General features: G+C 34.6%; 12 protein-coding genes and 1 pseudogene. 7 read left to right on the top strand and 6 right to left on the bottom strand.

Annotation, left to right across the window (positions count from 1 at the left end; all coding sequences use genetic code 11):
• The first annotated feature begins 1 nt into the window (after position 1).
• From EHR_RS11115 to EHR_RS11080, 7 genes and pseudogenes are all read left to right on the top strand, one after another.
• A complete protein-coding gene (locus EHR_RS11115; RefSeq protein ID WP_010719188.1) occupies positions 2-772 on the top strand; it encodes an ABC transporter ATP-binding protein in 771 nt (256 codons plus the stop codon).
• Positions 773-1,038: 266 nt separating this feature from the next.
• The gene (locus tag EHR_RS11110; RefSeq protein WP_010737554.1) at positions 1,039-1,902 is read left to right on the top strand and encodes a shikimate dehydrogenase; all 864 of its coding nucleotides are present in this window, start codon (positions 1,039-1,041) and stop codon (positions 1,900-1,902) included.
• A 127-nt stretch (positions 1,903-2,029) separates the two neighbouring features.
• A pseudogene (locus tag EHR_RS11100) lies at positions 2,030-3,215 on the top strand (LCP family protein).
• 264 nt (positions 3,216-3,479) lie between these two features.
• Positions 3,480-5,669 (top strand): type IA DNA topoisomerase, encoded by a 2,190-nt coding sequence (locus EHR_RS11095; protein ID WP_010737556.1) that lies wholly within the window; start codon positions 3,480-3,482, stop codon positions 5,667-5,669.
• Between the two features lie 102 nt (positions 5,670-5,771).
• On the top strand, positions 5,772-6,056 hold the full coding sequence (locus EHR_RS11090; RefSeq protein WP_174270245.1) for a hypothetical protein: 285 nt from the start codon (positions 5,772-5,774) through the stop codon (positions 6,054-6,056).
• Between the two features lie 555 nt (positions 6,057-6,611).
• Positions 6,612-8,324 carry a hypothetical protein gene (locus EHR_RS11085; RefSeq protein ID WP_010737557.1) on the top strand — a complete coding sequence of 571 codons (1,713 nt, stop codon included), beginning with the start codon at positions 6,612-6,614 and terminating at the stop codon, positions 8,322-8,324.
• Between the two features lie 105 nt (positions 8,325-8,429).
• Positions 8,430-9,404, top strand: coding sequence for a hypothetical protein (locus EHR_RS11080; protein WP_010737558.1), 975 nt, complete (start codon positions 8,430-8,432; stop codon positions 9,402-9,404).
• Between the two features lie 1,093 nt (positions 9,405-10,497).
• Here EHR_RS11080 and EHR_RS14125 read toward each other — a convergent pair.
• The 6 genes from EHR_RS14125 to EHR_RS11050 all read right to left on the bottom strand — a co-directional run bounded on the left by EHR_RS14125 (position 10,498) and on the right by EHR_RS11050 (position 14,691).
• Complete coding sequence (locus EHR_RS14125; RefSeq protein WP_123874784.1) at positions 10,498-10,695, bottom strand: hypothetical protein; 198 nt, start codon at positions 10,693-10,695, stop codon at positions 10,498-10,500.
• Positions 10,696-10,889: 194 nt separating this feature from the next.
• The gene (locus EHR_RS11075; protein WP_014834667.1) at positions 10,890-11,144 is read right to left on the bottom strand and encodes a hypothetical protein; all 255 of its coding nucleotides are present in this window, start codon (positions 11,142-11,144) and stop codon (positions 10,890-10,892) included.
• Positions 11,145-11,398: 254 nt separating this feature from the next.
• Entirely contained in the window at positions 11,399-11,569 is a 171-nt protein-coding gene (locus EHR_RS14305; protein WP_014834665.1) for a hypothetical protein, read from the bottom strand.
• A 547-nt stretch (positions 11,570-12,116) separates the two neighbouring features.
• Positions 12,117-12,713, bottom strand: coding sequence for a hypothetical protein (locus tag EHR_RS11060; protein ID WP_010737560.1), 597 nt, complete (start codon positions 12,711-12,713; stop codon positions 12,117-12,119).
• 293 nt (positions 12,714-13,006) lie between these two features.
• Positions 13,007-13,477: a BAR domain-containing protein gene (locus EHR_RS11055; RefSeq protein WP_010737561.1), complete on the bottom strand. Its 471-nt coding sequence runs from the start codon at positions 13,475-13,477 to the stop codon at positions 13,007-13,009.
• Positions 13,478-13,746: 269 nt separating this feature from the next.
• A complete protein-coding gene (locus EHR_RS11050) occupies positions 13,747-14,691 on the bottom strand; it encodes an L-lactate dehydrogenase (RefSeq protein ID WP_010719177.1) in 945 nt (314 codons plus the stop codon).
• Positions 14,692-14,856 lie beyond the last annotated feature (165 nt).

The raw sequence follows: 14,856 nt of genomic DNA, 5'->3' as shown, positions 1-14,856 counted from the left end.
CATGACAGCGATCATCACAATTAAAAATGGAAAAAAAGTCGTTAGCAATGGCATGAATGAAGAAAAAGTATTATTAGATGGAATTGATTTGACAATCAATAAAGGCGATTTTATTACGGTCCTTGGTGGAAATGGTGCGGGAAAAAGTACGCTGTTCAACACGATCGCAGGAACATTACAATTAAGTCAAGGGTCGATCGCTTTTAAAGAGCGGAATATCACGAAAGAAACAGAAGAAAAACGGGCTTCTTTTCTTTCTCGGGTGTTCCAAGATCCTAAGATGGGCACAGCTCCAAGGATGACAGTAGCAGAGAACTTGCTTTTGGCTCAAAAAAGAGGAAAGAAAAGACCCCTTCGTCTCCGTAACCTAAAGAATCAAAGAGAAAAATTTTATCAATTGTGTCAAGAAGTTGGAAATGGGTTGGAGCAGCATCTAGATACGCCAGCTGGGGAATTATCAGGAGGGCAACGCCAAGCATTGAGTTTGTTGATGGCGACCATTGAAGCGCCTGAGTTGCTGCTATTAGATGAACATACAGCAGCGCTCGATCCTAAAACTGCCAAATCATTGATGCAATTAACCAATCGCAGGATTACTGAACAACACTTGACGTGCTTGATGATCACCCACCGGATGGAAGATGCCTTGAATTATGGGAATCGTCTGATCGTTTTACAAAAAGGACGGATCGTGAAAGATTTGTCTAAAGAAGAAAAAGAGCAATTGTCACTAGCGGATCTATTACAATTTTTTGAAGAAGTGTTAGATTAGTTTTTGATTACTGACTGCTTTTCCTTCTACTTTGTGCCTAGTATGCCTATAGTACATTGATTTGTTTTAAATGAATGAGAAAGAGGCCATGCTTGTTTGACAATCATGTTGACAAGTTTCTCATACCTCCTTTAAACTTAGAAAGACTCGTCAATCATAGACATAAGAAAAAGCACAAGAAACAGAACTAAACAATCGACCATCTGATGTCTCGTGTCATGTTTACGAGGATTGGATGGTTGTTTTATTTTATAAGGAGGAAAAAGATGATCTCTGGTAAAACAAAACTCACAGGCTTTTTTGCAAAGCCTGCTTCTCATAGTCTTTCACCGTTGATGCACAATCTGGCATTTTCACATTGGGGTATTGATGCCGTTTATCTGGCTTTTGAGGTAGATCAAACGAACCTAAGACAAGCCGTTGAGAGTATCCGCACATTAGATATGTTGGGCGTGAATGTTTCAATGCCGAATAAAACGGCTGTCTTAGCATACCTTGATCAGTTAAGCCCTGAAGCGGAATTGATCGGAGCGGTCAACACGATCGTTCACCAGGAGCAACGTTTGATTGGTTACAATACAGATGGTATGGGATTTGTACGTTCCGTCAACGAAACGGGGCATCCAATCAAAAATCAAAAAATCGTTGTTCTGGGAGCAGGTGGTGCAGCAAAAGCAATTGTCGTCCAAATGGCACTAGAAGGCGCACAAGAAATCACGATTTACAAACGTTTGAATGCCACTTTTTTACCACTAAAAGAGTATTTTGTGAAAGTCTCTGAGAAAACAGGTTGTCCCATCCGATTACATGATTATGCGGACGAAAGTCAACTGGCATTAGATTTGAGTCAGGCGAATCTATTGATCAACGCAACTGATATCGGAATGGGAAGCAAGAAAGACCAATTACCGATTGCTGATGTAAAGTTGTTGCATTCGCAATTAGCCGTCTTTGACTTGATCTACTCCCCTAGTGAGACACGATTAATCCAAGAAGCCAAAAAAATGGGAATCAAAGCCTATAATGGTTTAGGTATGTTGATTCATCAAGGAGCAATTGCTTTTGAACTGTGGACACATCGAGAAATGCCAGTCCAGAACATACGAGAACAATTAGAACAAGAAGTGTGATGAGCTTTACGTGTAATGGCTTGTTTCATTTCGTTATTTTTTATTAAATTGTGGTTCAAATAGCTGTTTTTATCAAGAAGATAGCGTATCCTTTATTTACTTGTACAGATAGCAGGGAGGAAACAAAATGAGTCGGATGGATCGTTATAAGAACATCCATAAAAAAGCAAAACCATTAAAAAAGAATCAACCGGTTTTTTTAGACGTGAACGTCAAAAGGACAAAGCGTTGAATGATCCAAGAGATGAAGCTACTCGGATCTATCAACCTGATCAGGATTCTTCTTATTCTTCCAGAGAAGGACAAGCTAATGACTATCAAACCCCTTATTCCTATGCAAAAGCAGGAAACAAAAAGGATTTAATCAAACGAAGAAAAATTTTTTTAAGAGGAAGAAAGAGCCAAAAGAAGTTCGTCCAAAAAAGAAACGTTCGTGGGGGAAAATCATTTTAGGCATTATTCTATTTTTATTCTTATTTTCAGTCATTTCCTTTTTTGTCGGGAAATCCATGGCAGAGCATGATACCAGTTTGCCGAGTGTTACAACGGAATCATTTGATGGTGTACAGTCTTCGAGTGGCGCACATAATATTTTGATATTAGGTAGTGACACTAGAGGTGAGGATGCTGGTCGTGCAGATACGATCATGGTGTTACAGTTAGATGGACCTGCTCATAAACCAAAATTGATCTCATTCATGCGTGATAGTTTTGTAGCAATTCCAGGAGTTGGTCAAAACAAGATCAATGCAGCTTATGCATATGGCGGTGCTGATCTGGTCCGTCAAACCATCAAAGAAAATTTTGGACTTGATTGCCAGTATTACGCAAAAGTCGATTTTAAATCGTTTGAAAAAGTGGTCGATGCATTGTTTATGAATGGTATCAAGATCGATGCAGAGAAAGATTTGAATCTGGATGGTGTCGATATCAAAAAAGGTGTCCAAAAAATGGATGGTCATACACTTTTACAGTATGCACGTTTTAGAAAAGACGAAGAAGGCGATTTTGGTCGAGTAAGACGGCAACAACAAGTCATGAATACGATTTTTAGTCAGCTAAAAAATCCCCTAAACTTGATTCGTGCCCCTTACGCTGCCGGAAAAGCCATTGGTTATACCTCAACGGATGTTTCATCATTCTTTATTATCAAAAATCTCTTGTCGATTGCTCGAGGTGTCGGTGGTGTGGATCGCTTAAGTGTGCCTGTTGAAGGTTCATGGAACTTCGGAAACAGTAGTTATGCCGGAAGTATTTTGGTGATCGACAATGACGCCAATCGTGCAGCAATCAGTGATTTTTTAAGTAAATAAATGGAAGAAAAGAAATAGGAAGTTACTCTCTGTAATCATCTATTTCACTTCGTTTAGGTAAAAGTCCTCCATTTTTAATAGGTGGACGATTCAACACTTTGGATTTTCACCAATTGTAAAAGCTAAGTTCATAAAACGACTGTTAGACAAGGGTCTTCAGTCGTTTTTTTCTTTTGAAAAAATAGTTTTTGGGTTGTCATATGCGAATGTTTGTTCCATAATAAAGAAGTCTGTTCTAAGACTGAGAATCATGGAGGGGATAAAATGAAAACTGTTATACTGGCTGAAAAACCTTCCCAAGCAAAAGCTTATGCTGAAACATTTAAGAAACGAATACGTCACGAAGGGTATTATGAGATCGTTGACCCGTTGTTTAGTGGGGAAGTAACGATTACTTATGGATTCGGTCACTTAGTGGACATGGTCCCTCCTGGTGCATATGAAGAACGTTGGAGTAAATGGTCCTTAGCTAACTTACCAATTTTCCCAGAAACCTTCCGCTATGAAGTGCCGAAAGAAAAACAAGCACAATTTTCAATCGTCAAAAAGGAATTACAATCAGCGGATACGATCATTATTGCGACAGATGGAGACCGTGAAGGAGAAGCCATTGCTTGGTCGATTATCATTCAAGCACAAGCCTTCACCAAAAGCAAAAAGTATCAACGTTTGTGGATCAATTCGCTGGAAAAAGAGGCGATTTATGAAGGCTTTAAAAACCTTCGTCCAGGCGAGAGCTATTTTCCTAAATATAAAGAAGCGAAAGCTAGACAGAATGCGGATTGGTTGATCGGGATGAACGGGAGTCCATTATATAGTCTCTTACTGCAACAAAAAGGGATCGATGGCAGCTTTTCTTTAGGACGTGTCCAAACGCCAACCCTATATATGATCTATCAGTTACAAGAAACGATTAAAAACTTCAAAAAAGAACCATACTATGAAGTAGAAGCGACGATCAGTTGTGATGATGGACGGTTTACAGGGAAAATCGATCCCAAGCAGAATTTTAAAACCCTCGAAGCGCTACATCAAGTAATTGAAAAATCAGGCGCGCATTTAGGGAAGCAATCAGGACAGATCTTATCGGTCATTAAAAAAGAAAAACAACTAAGTAGTCCACGTTTATTTTCTTTATCTAGTCTCCAGACAAAAATGAACCAATTGATGAAGGTGAGTGCCAAAGCGACATTAGATGCTGCCCAAGGGCTCTACGAAAAGAAATTTTTAAGCTATCCTCGGACAGATTCTACTTACATTACTGAAAATGAACATCACTACTTGGTGAAAAACTTAGTACGTTATAAAGATTTTTTAGGGATCAGCAGCGTAGAGACTCCTGAAACATGGTCAAAAAAAAGATATGTTGATGCGACAAAAGTCCAAGAACACCATGCAATTATTCCAACAAAAACGATTCCTTCCAAGGAACGTTTTGCGCAATTATCACGTCTGCAACAAGCCATCTATTTACAAGTAGCGAAAACGACTATGGCAATGTTTGCCGAAAATTATGTATATGAAGAAACAACGATTTATACTGGTGTCCAAGAACTTCGCTTAAAAAGTACAGGGAAAATTCCAATCAAAAAAGGGTGGCAAATGATCTTAGCAACCAAAAGCAAGCAGAAAGAAGTCCAAGTATTACCAGATGTGGTAAAAGGTCAGGTGGTCGGCGTTGATCTGAAAAGTATTCAAAAAGAAACCCAACCACCAAAACCATACAACGAGGGAACACTAATCACTGCGATGAAAACGGCAGGGAAAACATTGGATGATGAAGAAGCACAGGAAATCTTAAAAGAAGTTGAGGGAATCGGAACAGAAGCGACTCGAGCCAATATTATTGAAAATCTAAAGCAACGTTACTATATCGAGGTCACTAAAAATGAAATCACTGTTACGGCTAAAGGAATCACTCTTTGTAAAGCGGTCGCTCAAGAACCTTTGTTGACTAGTGCGGAAATGACTGCTCAGTGGGAAGGATACCTCAAAAAGATCGGTAACAATGAGGGCACACCCGAAGTCTTTTTAGCAAATATCAAAAAATTCATCCTTCATTTACTCGAATCCGTGCCAAAACAACTGACTTCAGTCGATTTATCTGAAGAAATCACTGGAACGCGCCAAATCAAAGCGCTGGAGAAGAAAAATGATCAACTAGGCAGATGTCCAAAGTGTAAACAAGGGATCGTCATGTTGTATCCAAAAGTAGCAACTTGTACCAATGCTTCCTGTGATTTTAAACTTTGGCCAACGATTGCAAAGAAGAAGCTGACGAAAACGATGATGCGGGAATTATTGTCTAAAGGTAAGACTAGTAAAGTAGTTAAAGGGTTGACTGGCAAAAAAGGGAAGTTTGATGCGGTACTAGAACTAAAAGCAGATTATTCGATCGGTTTTTCTTTTCCGTGGATGGAAAAATCAGGAGAAAAAAATAAAGAAGAAAAATAATTATTCCGAAAAGTGTTGGTTTATTTATCCAAAAATAACATACGATTTATAAATAAGGAGTTTAAGCGTTTGAAAAAAGTTCATTCATTGTTAAATTATTTGATGGGAACGATCACGATTGTTGCTGTTTATCAAGCATTATTAAAATATCCAGAATATGGTACGAAATTATTGTCTATCACGAAAGATCCTACGGCTTACTCACCTACACTGCTACTATCAACACTAACAGCTGGAGCGAAAAGTGCCACATACTTTTTACACAAAACAAGTAGTCTGTTGAAACGAAAGAAACAACGTAAGCAATTACTGATGGTCATCGCAGCACTAGTAATCATTTACTTTCTACCCGTATTGACACAATTATGGCATCAGTATTTTGGTTGATTACCGGAAATAAACCACATTCGCAGTTATAATAGAGCATAATGATTCACTTTGAAATTTCTTTATCATAAAAGTATCATGATAAATTAGTAAAATATATAACTAAAGATCTTAGAACACATTTGTGTTTTAAGATCTTTTTCTATTGGAAATGCTAGGTTAAGTCCGTTTATTATCAAGGAATTAAGCTCACTTACTTATAACATCAATGAATATGTCGGTTATTGATTTGTTAGTGATTATAAGATTTGAACATTAGATGTTTAAGAATGAAAATTGTCGTTTTAGACAAGTTAACAGCTAAAGCTCGCAGAAGTGGGTACGACAATTCATAAAAAATTAGAGAATAACAAGTTATTTCTTGTGGTGCTTTTTATTTCTATTTATGGAAATTAATGGATTATTTCTCACTAATAATAATTATAAAATAAAAGCGCATTAAAAAATCTTTTGTTTCGACAAAATCTTATATGCCAGATATTTAATAAGGTTAAGAACTAAACAAATGATTATTTTTTATGCAAAAAATAACATAAATAGGAAGGTGCAATCATTATGCCGGAAACAAATAATCAAATCGAGGGTTCAACGTTAACGAATGATCAGGAGCTGTATAAACATCTGAATTTTTCTGAAGAAGAAATCGAAACAGATCAACAACAAAAAATAGGTGAACGTATTGATGTGAATGATCATATATTGTTGGATGGTATGATTTCAAACCATCAAAATGAGTTCTCTAAATTGCCCGATGATATAAAAATACCAAGCGAAAAAATACGTAATATTCATGATGATAATCCAATGAATAAACTACTATGCTTACACCAAGGCAAACTCTATTATATTGAAAATTTGGACCCACAAAAAGGAGAAAAAAAAGCTTATGTAATTGCTGAGGAAGTATGGTATGGAAATAAGCGATTGTTCCAAGCGAGCATTCAGCATAACATCAACCAAACCTTAATTAGTTTTGCTGAGACGACAAAAAATAAGAAAAATGGTACTCGCACGTTACTTGCTAGTCCAAGTTTAGTGTACAATATTATCAAGAATAATGAAATTTTCGAAAATGCAAAAGAAACTCAGAGGATAGCTCGTACAGTAGCACAACCAGACCCAACATATATTGGTGAGCGTCTTAAGATAGGGATCCCTAAATATGGCACTAGGGATCCGGAAATGAAAGTTCAATTAATGTTGCATGAAGATAAGCTCTATCAAATTGACCGCCAAAATAAACAGTCAAAACTACTCGCAGATAACGTAAAATATCAAGATGGAACAATCTATAAGAGAAATGAGCAAGGGCTAAGAATGGTGCTATTCAGACCTAATACTCTTAAAAAGTCTCACAATATTGGTTGGATAAGATCATTTTTTAGTAAAGAAAAAAGAGAAAAAACTCAAACGAAGTATGTAAGAGCCGATACCCTAGCGGACATCAATCAGCGATTACAATATTTTGAAATTATGGAAAAGAAGGATCAGATAGAAAGTAAACCTTGGCCTGAGGTGGATGTTGATAGCATACCATCGTTAAAGAAGTTAACAATAGTAAAAGATCCAAACCTTCACAACGATAAAGACCCAATCTATTACGATTACGACAAAAGTGCTCTTTATAAGTTAGAGATTAACGATCGCGGGAAAGTCCAAAAAGCTTATTTGCTTACTAATAAACACCTTGATAAACAACTTCATAAAAGCGATCTTGCATTAAACGATATCAATAAAAGTATAAAATTGAATTTATTTCCTGTACCAAAGTTGTTTTCCGGATTGGAGTGGACACAAAAAGGGGAAATAGAAAAGAAAGTGGCTCATTTTATTGAATTCCAAAAAATGATTGCTCATAAAAATAGAAACAAAGATGTATATACACTTTTGTTGAAAGATACCAATTTGTATTTAGTTGATCATAAATCAAAGGTGGCTATGAAGGTTGCCGCTAATGTCAATTTTGAAGATGGTAAGATCAAATCAGATAATAAAATACTCTTATCCAACTTATCGCATAATGAAAATATGAAATGGCCAATATCTTCATACAAAGCTTCTAAAATTTTTGAAATAGCAAAAATAAACCAATCGAGGAACATCGCTCAAACAAGAAACTCTTTAGAAGGTTTAACAATGCACGCACAAAACTTCACTAAAACTGAAAAAAATGTTCAAAACCAAACTCAATCCCTTACTAAAAATAGTCCAAAAAAGACACGTATGGCTCCGAATCTTTCCGACAGACCTGTGGGAACGTCTAGATAAAATGATTATAGTATTCGGATTTATTGCATTATAAAGAAGAACGAGAGTTTCTTATTAAAAATGCATTAAATAAAGTATATTTTTAGATAGGAAGATGTAATCACTATGGATAATATAAATATTCGAAGTGAAGACCCCACGCCAACAGGTGAGGAGCAACTGTATAACCGGCTAAATTTTTCTGAGGAGCAAATCAAAGAAGACCAACAACAAGCAACGCATGAATGGATTAAGGGAAACGATCATATATTTTTGGATGATCTTATTTCAAAACATAAAAATGTTTTCTCCGAATTACCTAATAATATAAAAATACCAGGCGAAAAAATCTATGGGATTCATCATCGTGAGCCAGGGGATAAACTATTATACTTACACCAAGGCAAACTCTATTACATAGAAAATTTGAACCAATTTAAAGAAAAAGGAAAAGCTTATGTAATTGCTGAGGATGTACGTTATCGAAAAAACCGCTTGTTCCAAGCAAACAAAAAGTTTAATATCTACCAAAATTTAGTTACTAATGTAAAGATGACAAAAAATAAGACAAATGGTGCTCATACGATGTTTGTTCATCCGGATTTAGTGTGTAGTATCATCAGAAATAATGAAATTTTCCAAGAAGCAAAAAATAGCAAAGGGGTAGATCGTAGAATAACGCAACCAGATCAAAATTATATTGGTAAAGGACTTAAGATCGGGATTCCGAAGTATACATCAAGTAACCCCAAAATGACTGTTCAATTAATGTTGTACAAAGGCAGTCTTTATCAAATTGATCCTAAAAATAAACAGTCAAAATTTCTCGCAGATAAAGTAGAACGTCGAGGTGTTCATTTTTTCAAGAGAAATGAGCAAGGACTGAGAGTGGAGCTATTTCAAGGTTATGTTGAAATAGCTCAAAAAAATAATTTTTTAAAAAAATATTTTAAGAATAAAAAAAGAAATAAAACTGAAACAATCCATATGGAATCGCATACTCTAGGGAAGATTAATCAGAATTTGCAAGATTTTGAAACTATGGGAAAGAAAGACCAGATAGCAGGTCAACCATGGTTGGAGGTGAATCCTAATGGCTGAGTAAAAATGAACCGGTAGTATATTATCCATTAGATGCTAAAAACAAGAGCGGTTATGACAAAGACGAGCCATTACTATATTTTGGGAACAATAACCTATATAAGGTTGATCATGAAAAGGGGCGGGCGACCCTAATTGCTGAAGGAGTGCAGGAAATTAATCGAAGTTTTGTATGGAACGATGTGGCACTTCTAAAAAATTTACCGATCCCAGTTTAACTTTGGCATCAGCAAACCATACTAATATAGACAGATAAAAAACTAATGTTCCTTGATTATAGTATTTCTTTTAAGATTAAGTTGAATTGTTGCGTAATAATGATGTAATTGGATTCTTAAAACAACGTGAATTATTATCATAAATCAAAGGCATATTTAACAGTCTATAACCCCATATAATCGTTCTTACACTTTAAAGGTATATTAATCAACTGATAAAACACTACTTTCTAGGATACATCTATCAATCATTGCTCTAACAAAATATGGATAGATAAATTCACATCAAAATCTATTTTTGGTGTGAATGATTTCTAGATAGCTTTAATTCTAAATGGTTTATGCATGCGTATATATATATATATATATAACTGATTAGTTGAACAAGAAAAGAATCGTTTTTATACTATCTGGCAAAAAGAAATAGAATAAATAGCAAGAAGAGAGGGTTTGCGGCTTTTTTAAAGGAAGGAGATAAAAATTTTATATTTTAGTTCACATAATATATATTATACAAAGTAGATTCGAAGTGAATTAAACCCCCATCAAACCAAAATCAAACTAAAAAGATAAAAAAATGACTCTTTCGAACCATTGCAAAATTTTAAAATTATTTTGTATTATAAAATATCAATTAAATCGTGTTTGACAAGATTTAAACACGAATAAATTTTTTATCTGTCTATATTAGTATGATTTGCAAAAGTCCATATCCATAATTTACAAAATTAGAAACAAAAACTCCACAATATTCACATGTGACATTCTCTACAATAAAACAATCATAATCTGGACAACACTTTTTTTATCTTTCCACAAAGAGATACATTTTTCCATACTACAATCATAATCTTTACATTTCAATTTCATACAAGTCACTCCTTACTAACGATCAGATCAACAGCACTCTTATAATTCTCGATCATTTGTTTGTGTTGTTTTGTCATGCGTTTACGTCCGTTAGCAATCAAACCAGCGACATAACAACCTGAATCATTACAACACTCGTCTAAGACCGCTAATGACACCGATACTTGTTTTTCTACCCAGTTTTTAGTTCTATAAAGCGTCATTTATCCGAAAATCAATTAGCAATAAAATCGTTGGACAAGCTAGCATACACAGAGTTGATACAATTTAGAGAATAAATCTAGTTTGACAGTATAACCGAAGAAACAATAAAAAGAGTAAAATAAAAATAAAGAAAGAGCGACTAATCTATATGTCTAGTTGCTCTTTCTTTATTTTTATTGTTTATGTATGAATTCTATCTTTCTAAGAAAGAACCTTCTGATTTTTCTTTGGAAGGGTTTTTATTGATTGCTTTATCCTGTTTGTTTTCGGAAAGTTTCTTGACTTTCCTCATAGCTCTGATTTCATCAAACTTTTTTGATTGATTTCGCATTTTTTTAATGCTGTCGTCATAATCAGGTTGTATTGGACCAGGTCCATTTATCCAAACACGTTGCGTTTCATTGAATAGAGAAAAAAGTTTTACCCACGCTTTATTTTCTTTAGACAATTCTTTTTTGGGTTTGAGTTATCTTGGTAAGACAGTTTTATATCGAATTTTTTTTTGAGAGGATAATATTTCTGAAATATCTGATCCTGCTTCTTTAATAAAGTTTTCGTAATTTTCTTTTCGATCTCTAAGGAACAGGCCTTTAAAGTTATCTTTATTTAAATTTTTGTGCATTTCGTTCATTTCCTGAAGCAACATTTTTAAACGTTTACTATGTTGGTCGTCTCCAAGCGTTTCTATCTTGTTTAAGACATCTAAGTTTGTTTTTTATTTCTAGAAAAAATATTGCTTGATACTATTGGAGGATTCCCACCATTTTGTTGCAAAAATTGATTTATACGATCTTCGATATCTTGTTCGTTAACAGGACTTGCAGTTTGTGATTCTTGTTCGCTAACAGGATTTGTAGGTTGTAATTCTTTCATTTTTTTCTTCCTTTATTTTTATTTGTAATTATAAATAAGAAAAACCAATAATGGGGTTTCTTGTTTTCCCCTGAATTAGAAAAATTAACATAAAATTAAATCCCTGCCGATCTAAATGAAACAAAAAATGTATCGTATTTCTGATATAGCATTTCTCTATTATACACTGTAGGGATCAGTGCACCATTATTATACAAGTAGCGAGTCACTAAAAATTGATTACATTGTATACATTATGCCAAGTAGATCCTTAACATAATAAAAATTCACTCTGTTGTTCGTCCACATTCTGCCTTTTTTTAGAATCATTTTTATCTATAATTTTTTCATATTCGTTTTTTCCAGAAACATATCCACCGTCTGCTCTATGTAACATCCCCTCATATAAAATCAAAGATACATGATCAACGTGGTACAGATCCGGCCTACGCCCTTCAAGTGCGTTTAGTTGATTCATACGGCGCTGATGACGTTTAAATTTAAATCATCTCCTTAAATTTTTACATTATTTTTTCAATTGTTTATCTCATAAACCGACCTTACAGGTTTACCTATTGATATTATAAGAAGTCTGTGAAACGGGAGAAGCTATATTGGTGTCAGATCCAGTAGTTTTATCAATATTGTGTCTTGTCTCGGGCGTGACATTTGTAATAATGCCTGCTCGTCCATTCAAATGATACAGAGATTTATTTATCATAACGGACTGAGAATTCCCACTGCTCAAGATATTGTCAGTCTCTAAACCATTTGCTGAATTTTGTACACTCTTTCTTTCCGCTGACTTGCGGATAAGTTCATTTAAAAAAGATTTGTAATGGCTGTTAGTTTGGGGATTAGGTTGTGTTTTTTCAGAGTATCTTTCTGTGGTGCCCCATCCAGTATTTTCATCCATGTCTAACTTATTCTTTTTAAGGGACTCCCCTTTATTATTTAGAGGCTGAGACTGATCTTCTTGTTTCTCCGATGAACTTGATTGAGACTGAATGATAGTTGAATAAATAGCTTTTTCCGATTTCTGTTTAACTCTTCCTTCAAGCAAGCCAACTAGCTCTGCATCTATCATCTTCGATTGATCTTTGTCTAAAGTATTTTTCTGCCCATCAGATACGCTTCTTAACTCCTGAGTATTCTGCTTTTCCATATACTATCTCCTTTCATTTATCTAGTAATTTTACCAGTCATCTTCTATTCTTTTTAAGCTGATTCTGCTCTAAATCAATTACCTCTTTCATTTTTTTATTGTTGTTTCAAATGCATTTCCCAAAAAAGTTACCTAATATGCTACCATTTTATTACAATTCACTTTCTACTAGAGAACTATTTTTTCTAAAAAAATTAAAAAGGAAAACGAGCAAAACGCTCATTCTCCTTTTTTTCATTCAATTATCTCACGGTGTTTAATACGTTTCTTTTTTTCTTATTTATGTATGAAGTCTATCTTCCAACTCTAGGTGGCAAAGCTGGTGGTCTATCCATATTAGGGGTAGAATGCGACAATGGAACAGATGATTTTGAGCCTCCCATTATTTGTTCAAATGCCCGAGGCGTTCTATTCATATTATGAGTAGAATCTGGTAATATAGCAATTTCTTCTTTAGATTTTCCTCTTATTTGTTCAAAATTCCGAAGAGTTCCTTGTTTAAGTTGTTTATCTAACTCTTGCAATTGTTGTATATAACCCTCCTTGTTTGACGATGCTTCTTTAGTACGTTTTTCTATAGTTTTTATAAATTTTTTTATATCTCGGTATTCTTTTCGTTTAGAAGGATTAAATCTATCCATACCTTTTAGTCGCTCAAGCCTCACTGTCATGGTACTATAAAAATTTTCTTTAGCACTTGCCCCAGCAATTTTTGAACGTAATTCAATTTCTTTTTTTATCAACTCAGCATTATCTTTAGGCATTATAGTACTTATCTCCTTTTTCTAGAATAAAATAATCATAAGTGAAGAAAGAATATTTATTGCATCTAATTTAAAAAAATAATCTTATTCTGCTCTAAATCAATCACCTCCTTCATTTTTTTCTTGTTGTTTCAAATGCATTTCCCAAAAACTTTACCTAATATGCTACCATTTTATTACAATTCACTTTCTCCTAGAGAACTATTTTTTCTAAAACAAAAATAAAAAGGAGAATGAGCATTTTGCTCGTTCTCCTTTTTTTCATTCAATTATCTCACGGTGTTTAATACGTTTCTTAATTCATTGACAGATTGTTTAAACATTTGTTCTTCTTCTGGTGTAATTGATAATTCAATAACTTCTCTTACACCCTTTTCATCAACGATGGATGGAACACCTGTAAAGATATCTTTCACTCCATATTGACCAGATAAATAAGCAGAAACTGGTAATACAGCTTGTTCATTGTTTAATACAGCCTTGACAATTCGTGCTGTACTCATACCAATTCCATAATAAGTCGCTTTTTTTCGATCGATGATTTCATAGGCAGCATTTTTAACTTTATCAGCAATGATATCTAAGTCCTTTTCGTCGATTCGATGATCTTTTTCGACAAATTCCATGATTGGTTTTCCGCCAACTGTTGTATGGGACCAAGCTGCTACTTCAGAATCGCCGTGTTCACCTAAAATATAGCCGTGAACGCTACGAGGATCGACAGAAAGTTTCAAGGCAATTTCTTTTCTAAAACGAGTTGTATCTAATGTTGTTCCTGTTCCGATTACTCGAGAAGAAGGTAACCCTGATTCTTTCCACGCAATGCAAGTCAAAATATCTACTGGATTAGAAGCAACAACTAATATTCCGTTGAATCCTGCTCCCATGATTTGTCGAACAATATCCTTCATAATTCCAGCATTTGTTTTCACTAAATCTAAACGAGTTTGTCCTGGTTTTTGGTTGATACCTGCTGTGATTACTACTAGATCGGCATCGCTGCATTCGCTATAATCACCTGACCAAACAGCAACATTCTCTTCGCCCCATGCCATACCATCTAAAAGGTCTAAAGCTTCCCCTTCCGCTTTTTCTTGGTTGACATCGATCAAGACTAATTCATTCGCAATTCCTTGATTGATCATGGCATAAGCAATACTTGTTCCCACAAAGCCTGTTCCAACGATCACTACTTTTCTACTGGTTTTTCTCATGTTGATACACGCTCCTTTTCATCTCATATGTTATTTTCATGAAAATTATAGTTCTGATAGAAACATTTTTCAATATAATGATATTTATAGTTACTATAATATTTTTTTATAGTTATGGCAAAAAAACAGATTATTAGTAAACTAACAATCTGTTCAAAGTAAAAT

This window comes from Enterococcus hirae ATCC 9790 (assembly GCF_000271405.2).
GTDB lineage: Bacteria > Bacillota > Bacilli > Lactobacillales > Enterococcaceae > Enterococcus_B > Enterococcus_B hirae.
This window is presented reverse-complemented; position numbering and strand designations above follow the sequence as displayed.

What these genes read in the sequence shown, in the direction of transcription:
- EHR_RS11085 (WP_010737557.1), top strand. Translation starts at nt 6,612, where the DNA reads ATGCCGGAAACAAATAATCAAATCGAGGGTTCAACGTTAACGAATGAT.
- EHR_RS11050 (WP_010719177.1), bottom strand. Translation starts at nt 14,691, where the DNA reads ATGAGAAAAACCAGTAGAAAAGTAGTGATCGTTGGAACAGGCTTTGTG.
- EHR_RS11060 (WP_010737560.1), bottom strand. Translation starts at nt 12,713, where the DNA reads ATGGAAAAGCAGAATACTCAGGAGTTAAGAAGCGTATCTGATGGGCAG.
- EHR_RS11095 (WP_010737556.1), top strand. Translation starts at nt 3,480, where the DNA reads ATGAAAACTGTTATACTGGCTGAAAAACCTTCCCAAGCAAAAGCTTAT.
- EHR_RS14125 (WP_123874784.1), bottom strand. Translation starts at nt 10,695, where the DNA reads ATGACGCTTTATAGAACTAAAAACTGGGTAGAAAAACAAGTATCGGTG.
- EHR_RS11080 (WP_010737558.1), top strand. Translation starts at nt 8,430, where the DNA reads ATGGATAATATAAATATTCGAAGTGAAGACCCCACGCCAACAGGTGAG.
- EHR_RS11055 (WP_010737561.1), bottom strand. Translation starts at nt 13,477, where the DNA reads ATGCCTAAAGATAATGCTGAGTTGATAAAAAAAGAAATTGAATTACGT.
- EHR_RS11110 (WP_010737554.1), top strand. Translation starts at nt 1,039, where the DNA reads ATGATCTCTGGTAAAACAAAACTCACAGGCTTTTTTGCAAAGCCTGCT.
- EHR_RS11115 (WP_010719188.1), top strand. Translation starts at nt 2, where the DNA reads ATGACAGCGATCATCACAATTAAAAATGGAAAAAAAGTCGTTAGCAAT.
- EHR_RS14305 (WP_014834665.1), bottom strand. Translation starts at nt 11,569, where the DNA reads ATGAAAGAATTACAACCTACAAATCCTGTTAGCGAACAAGAATCACAA.
- EHR_RS11090 (WP_174270245.1), top strand. Translation starts at nt 5,772, where the DNA reads ATGGGAACGATCACGATTGTTGCTGTTTATCAAGCATTATTAAAATAT.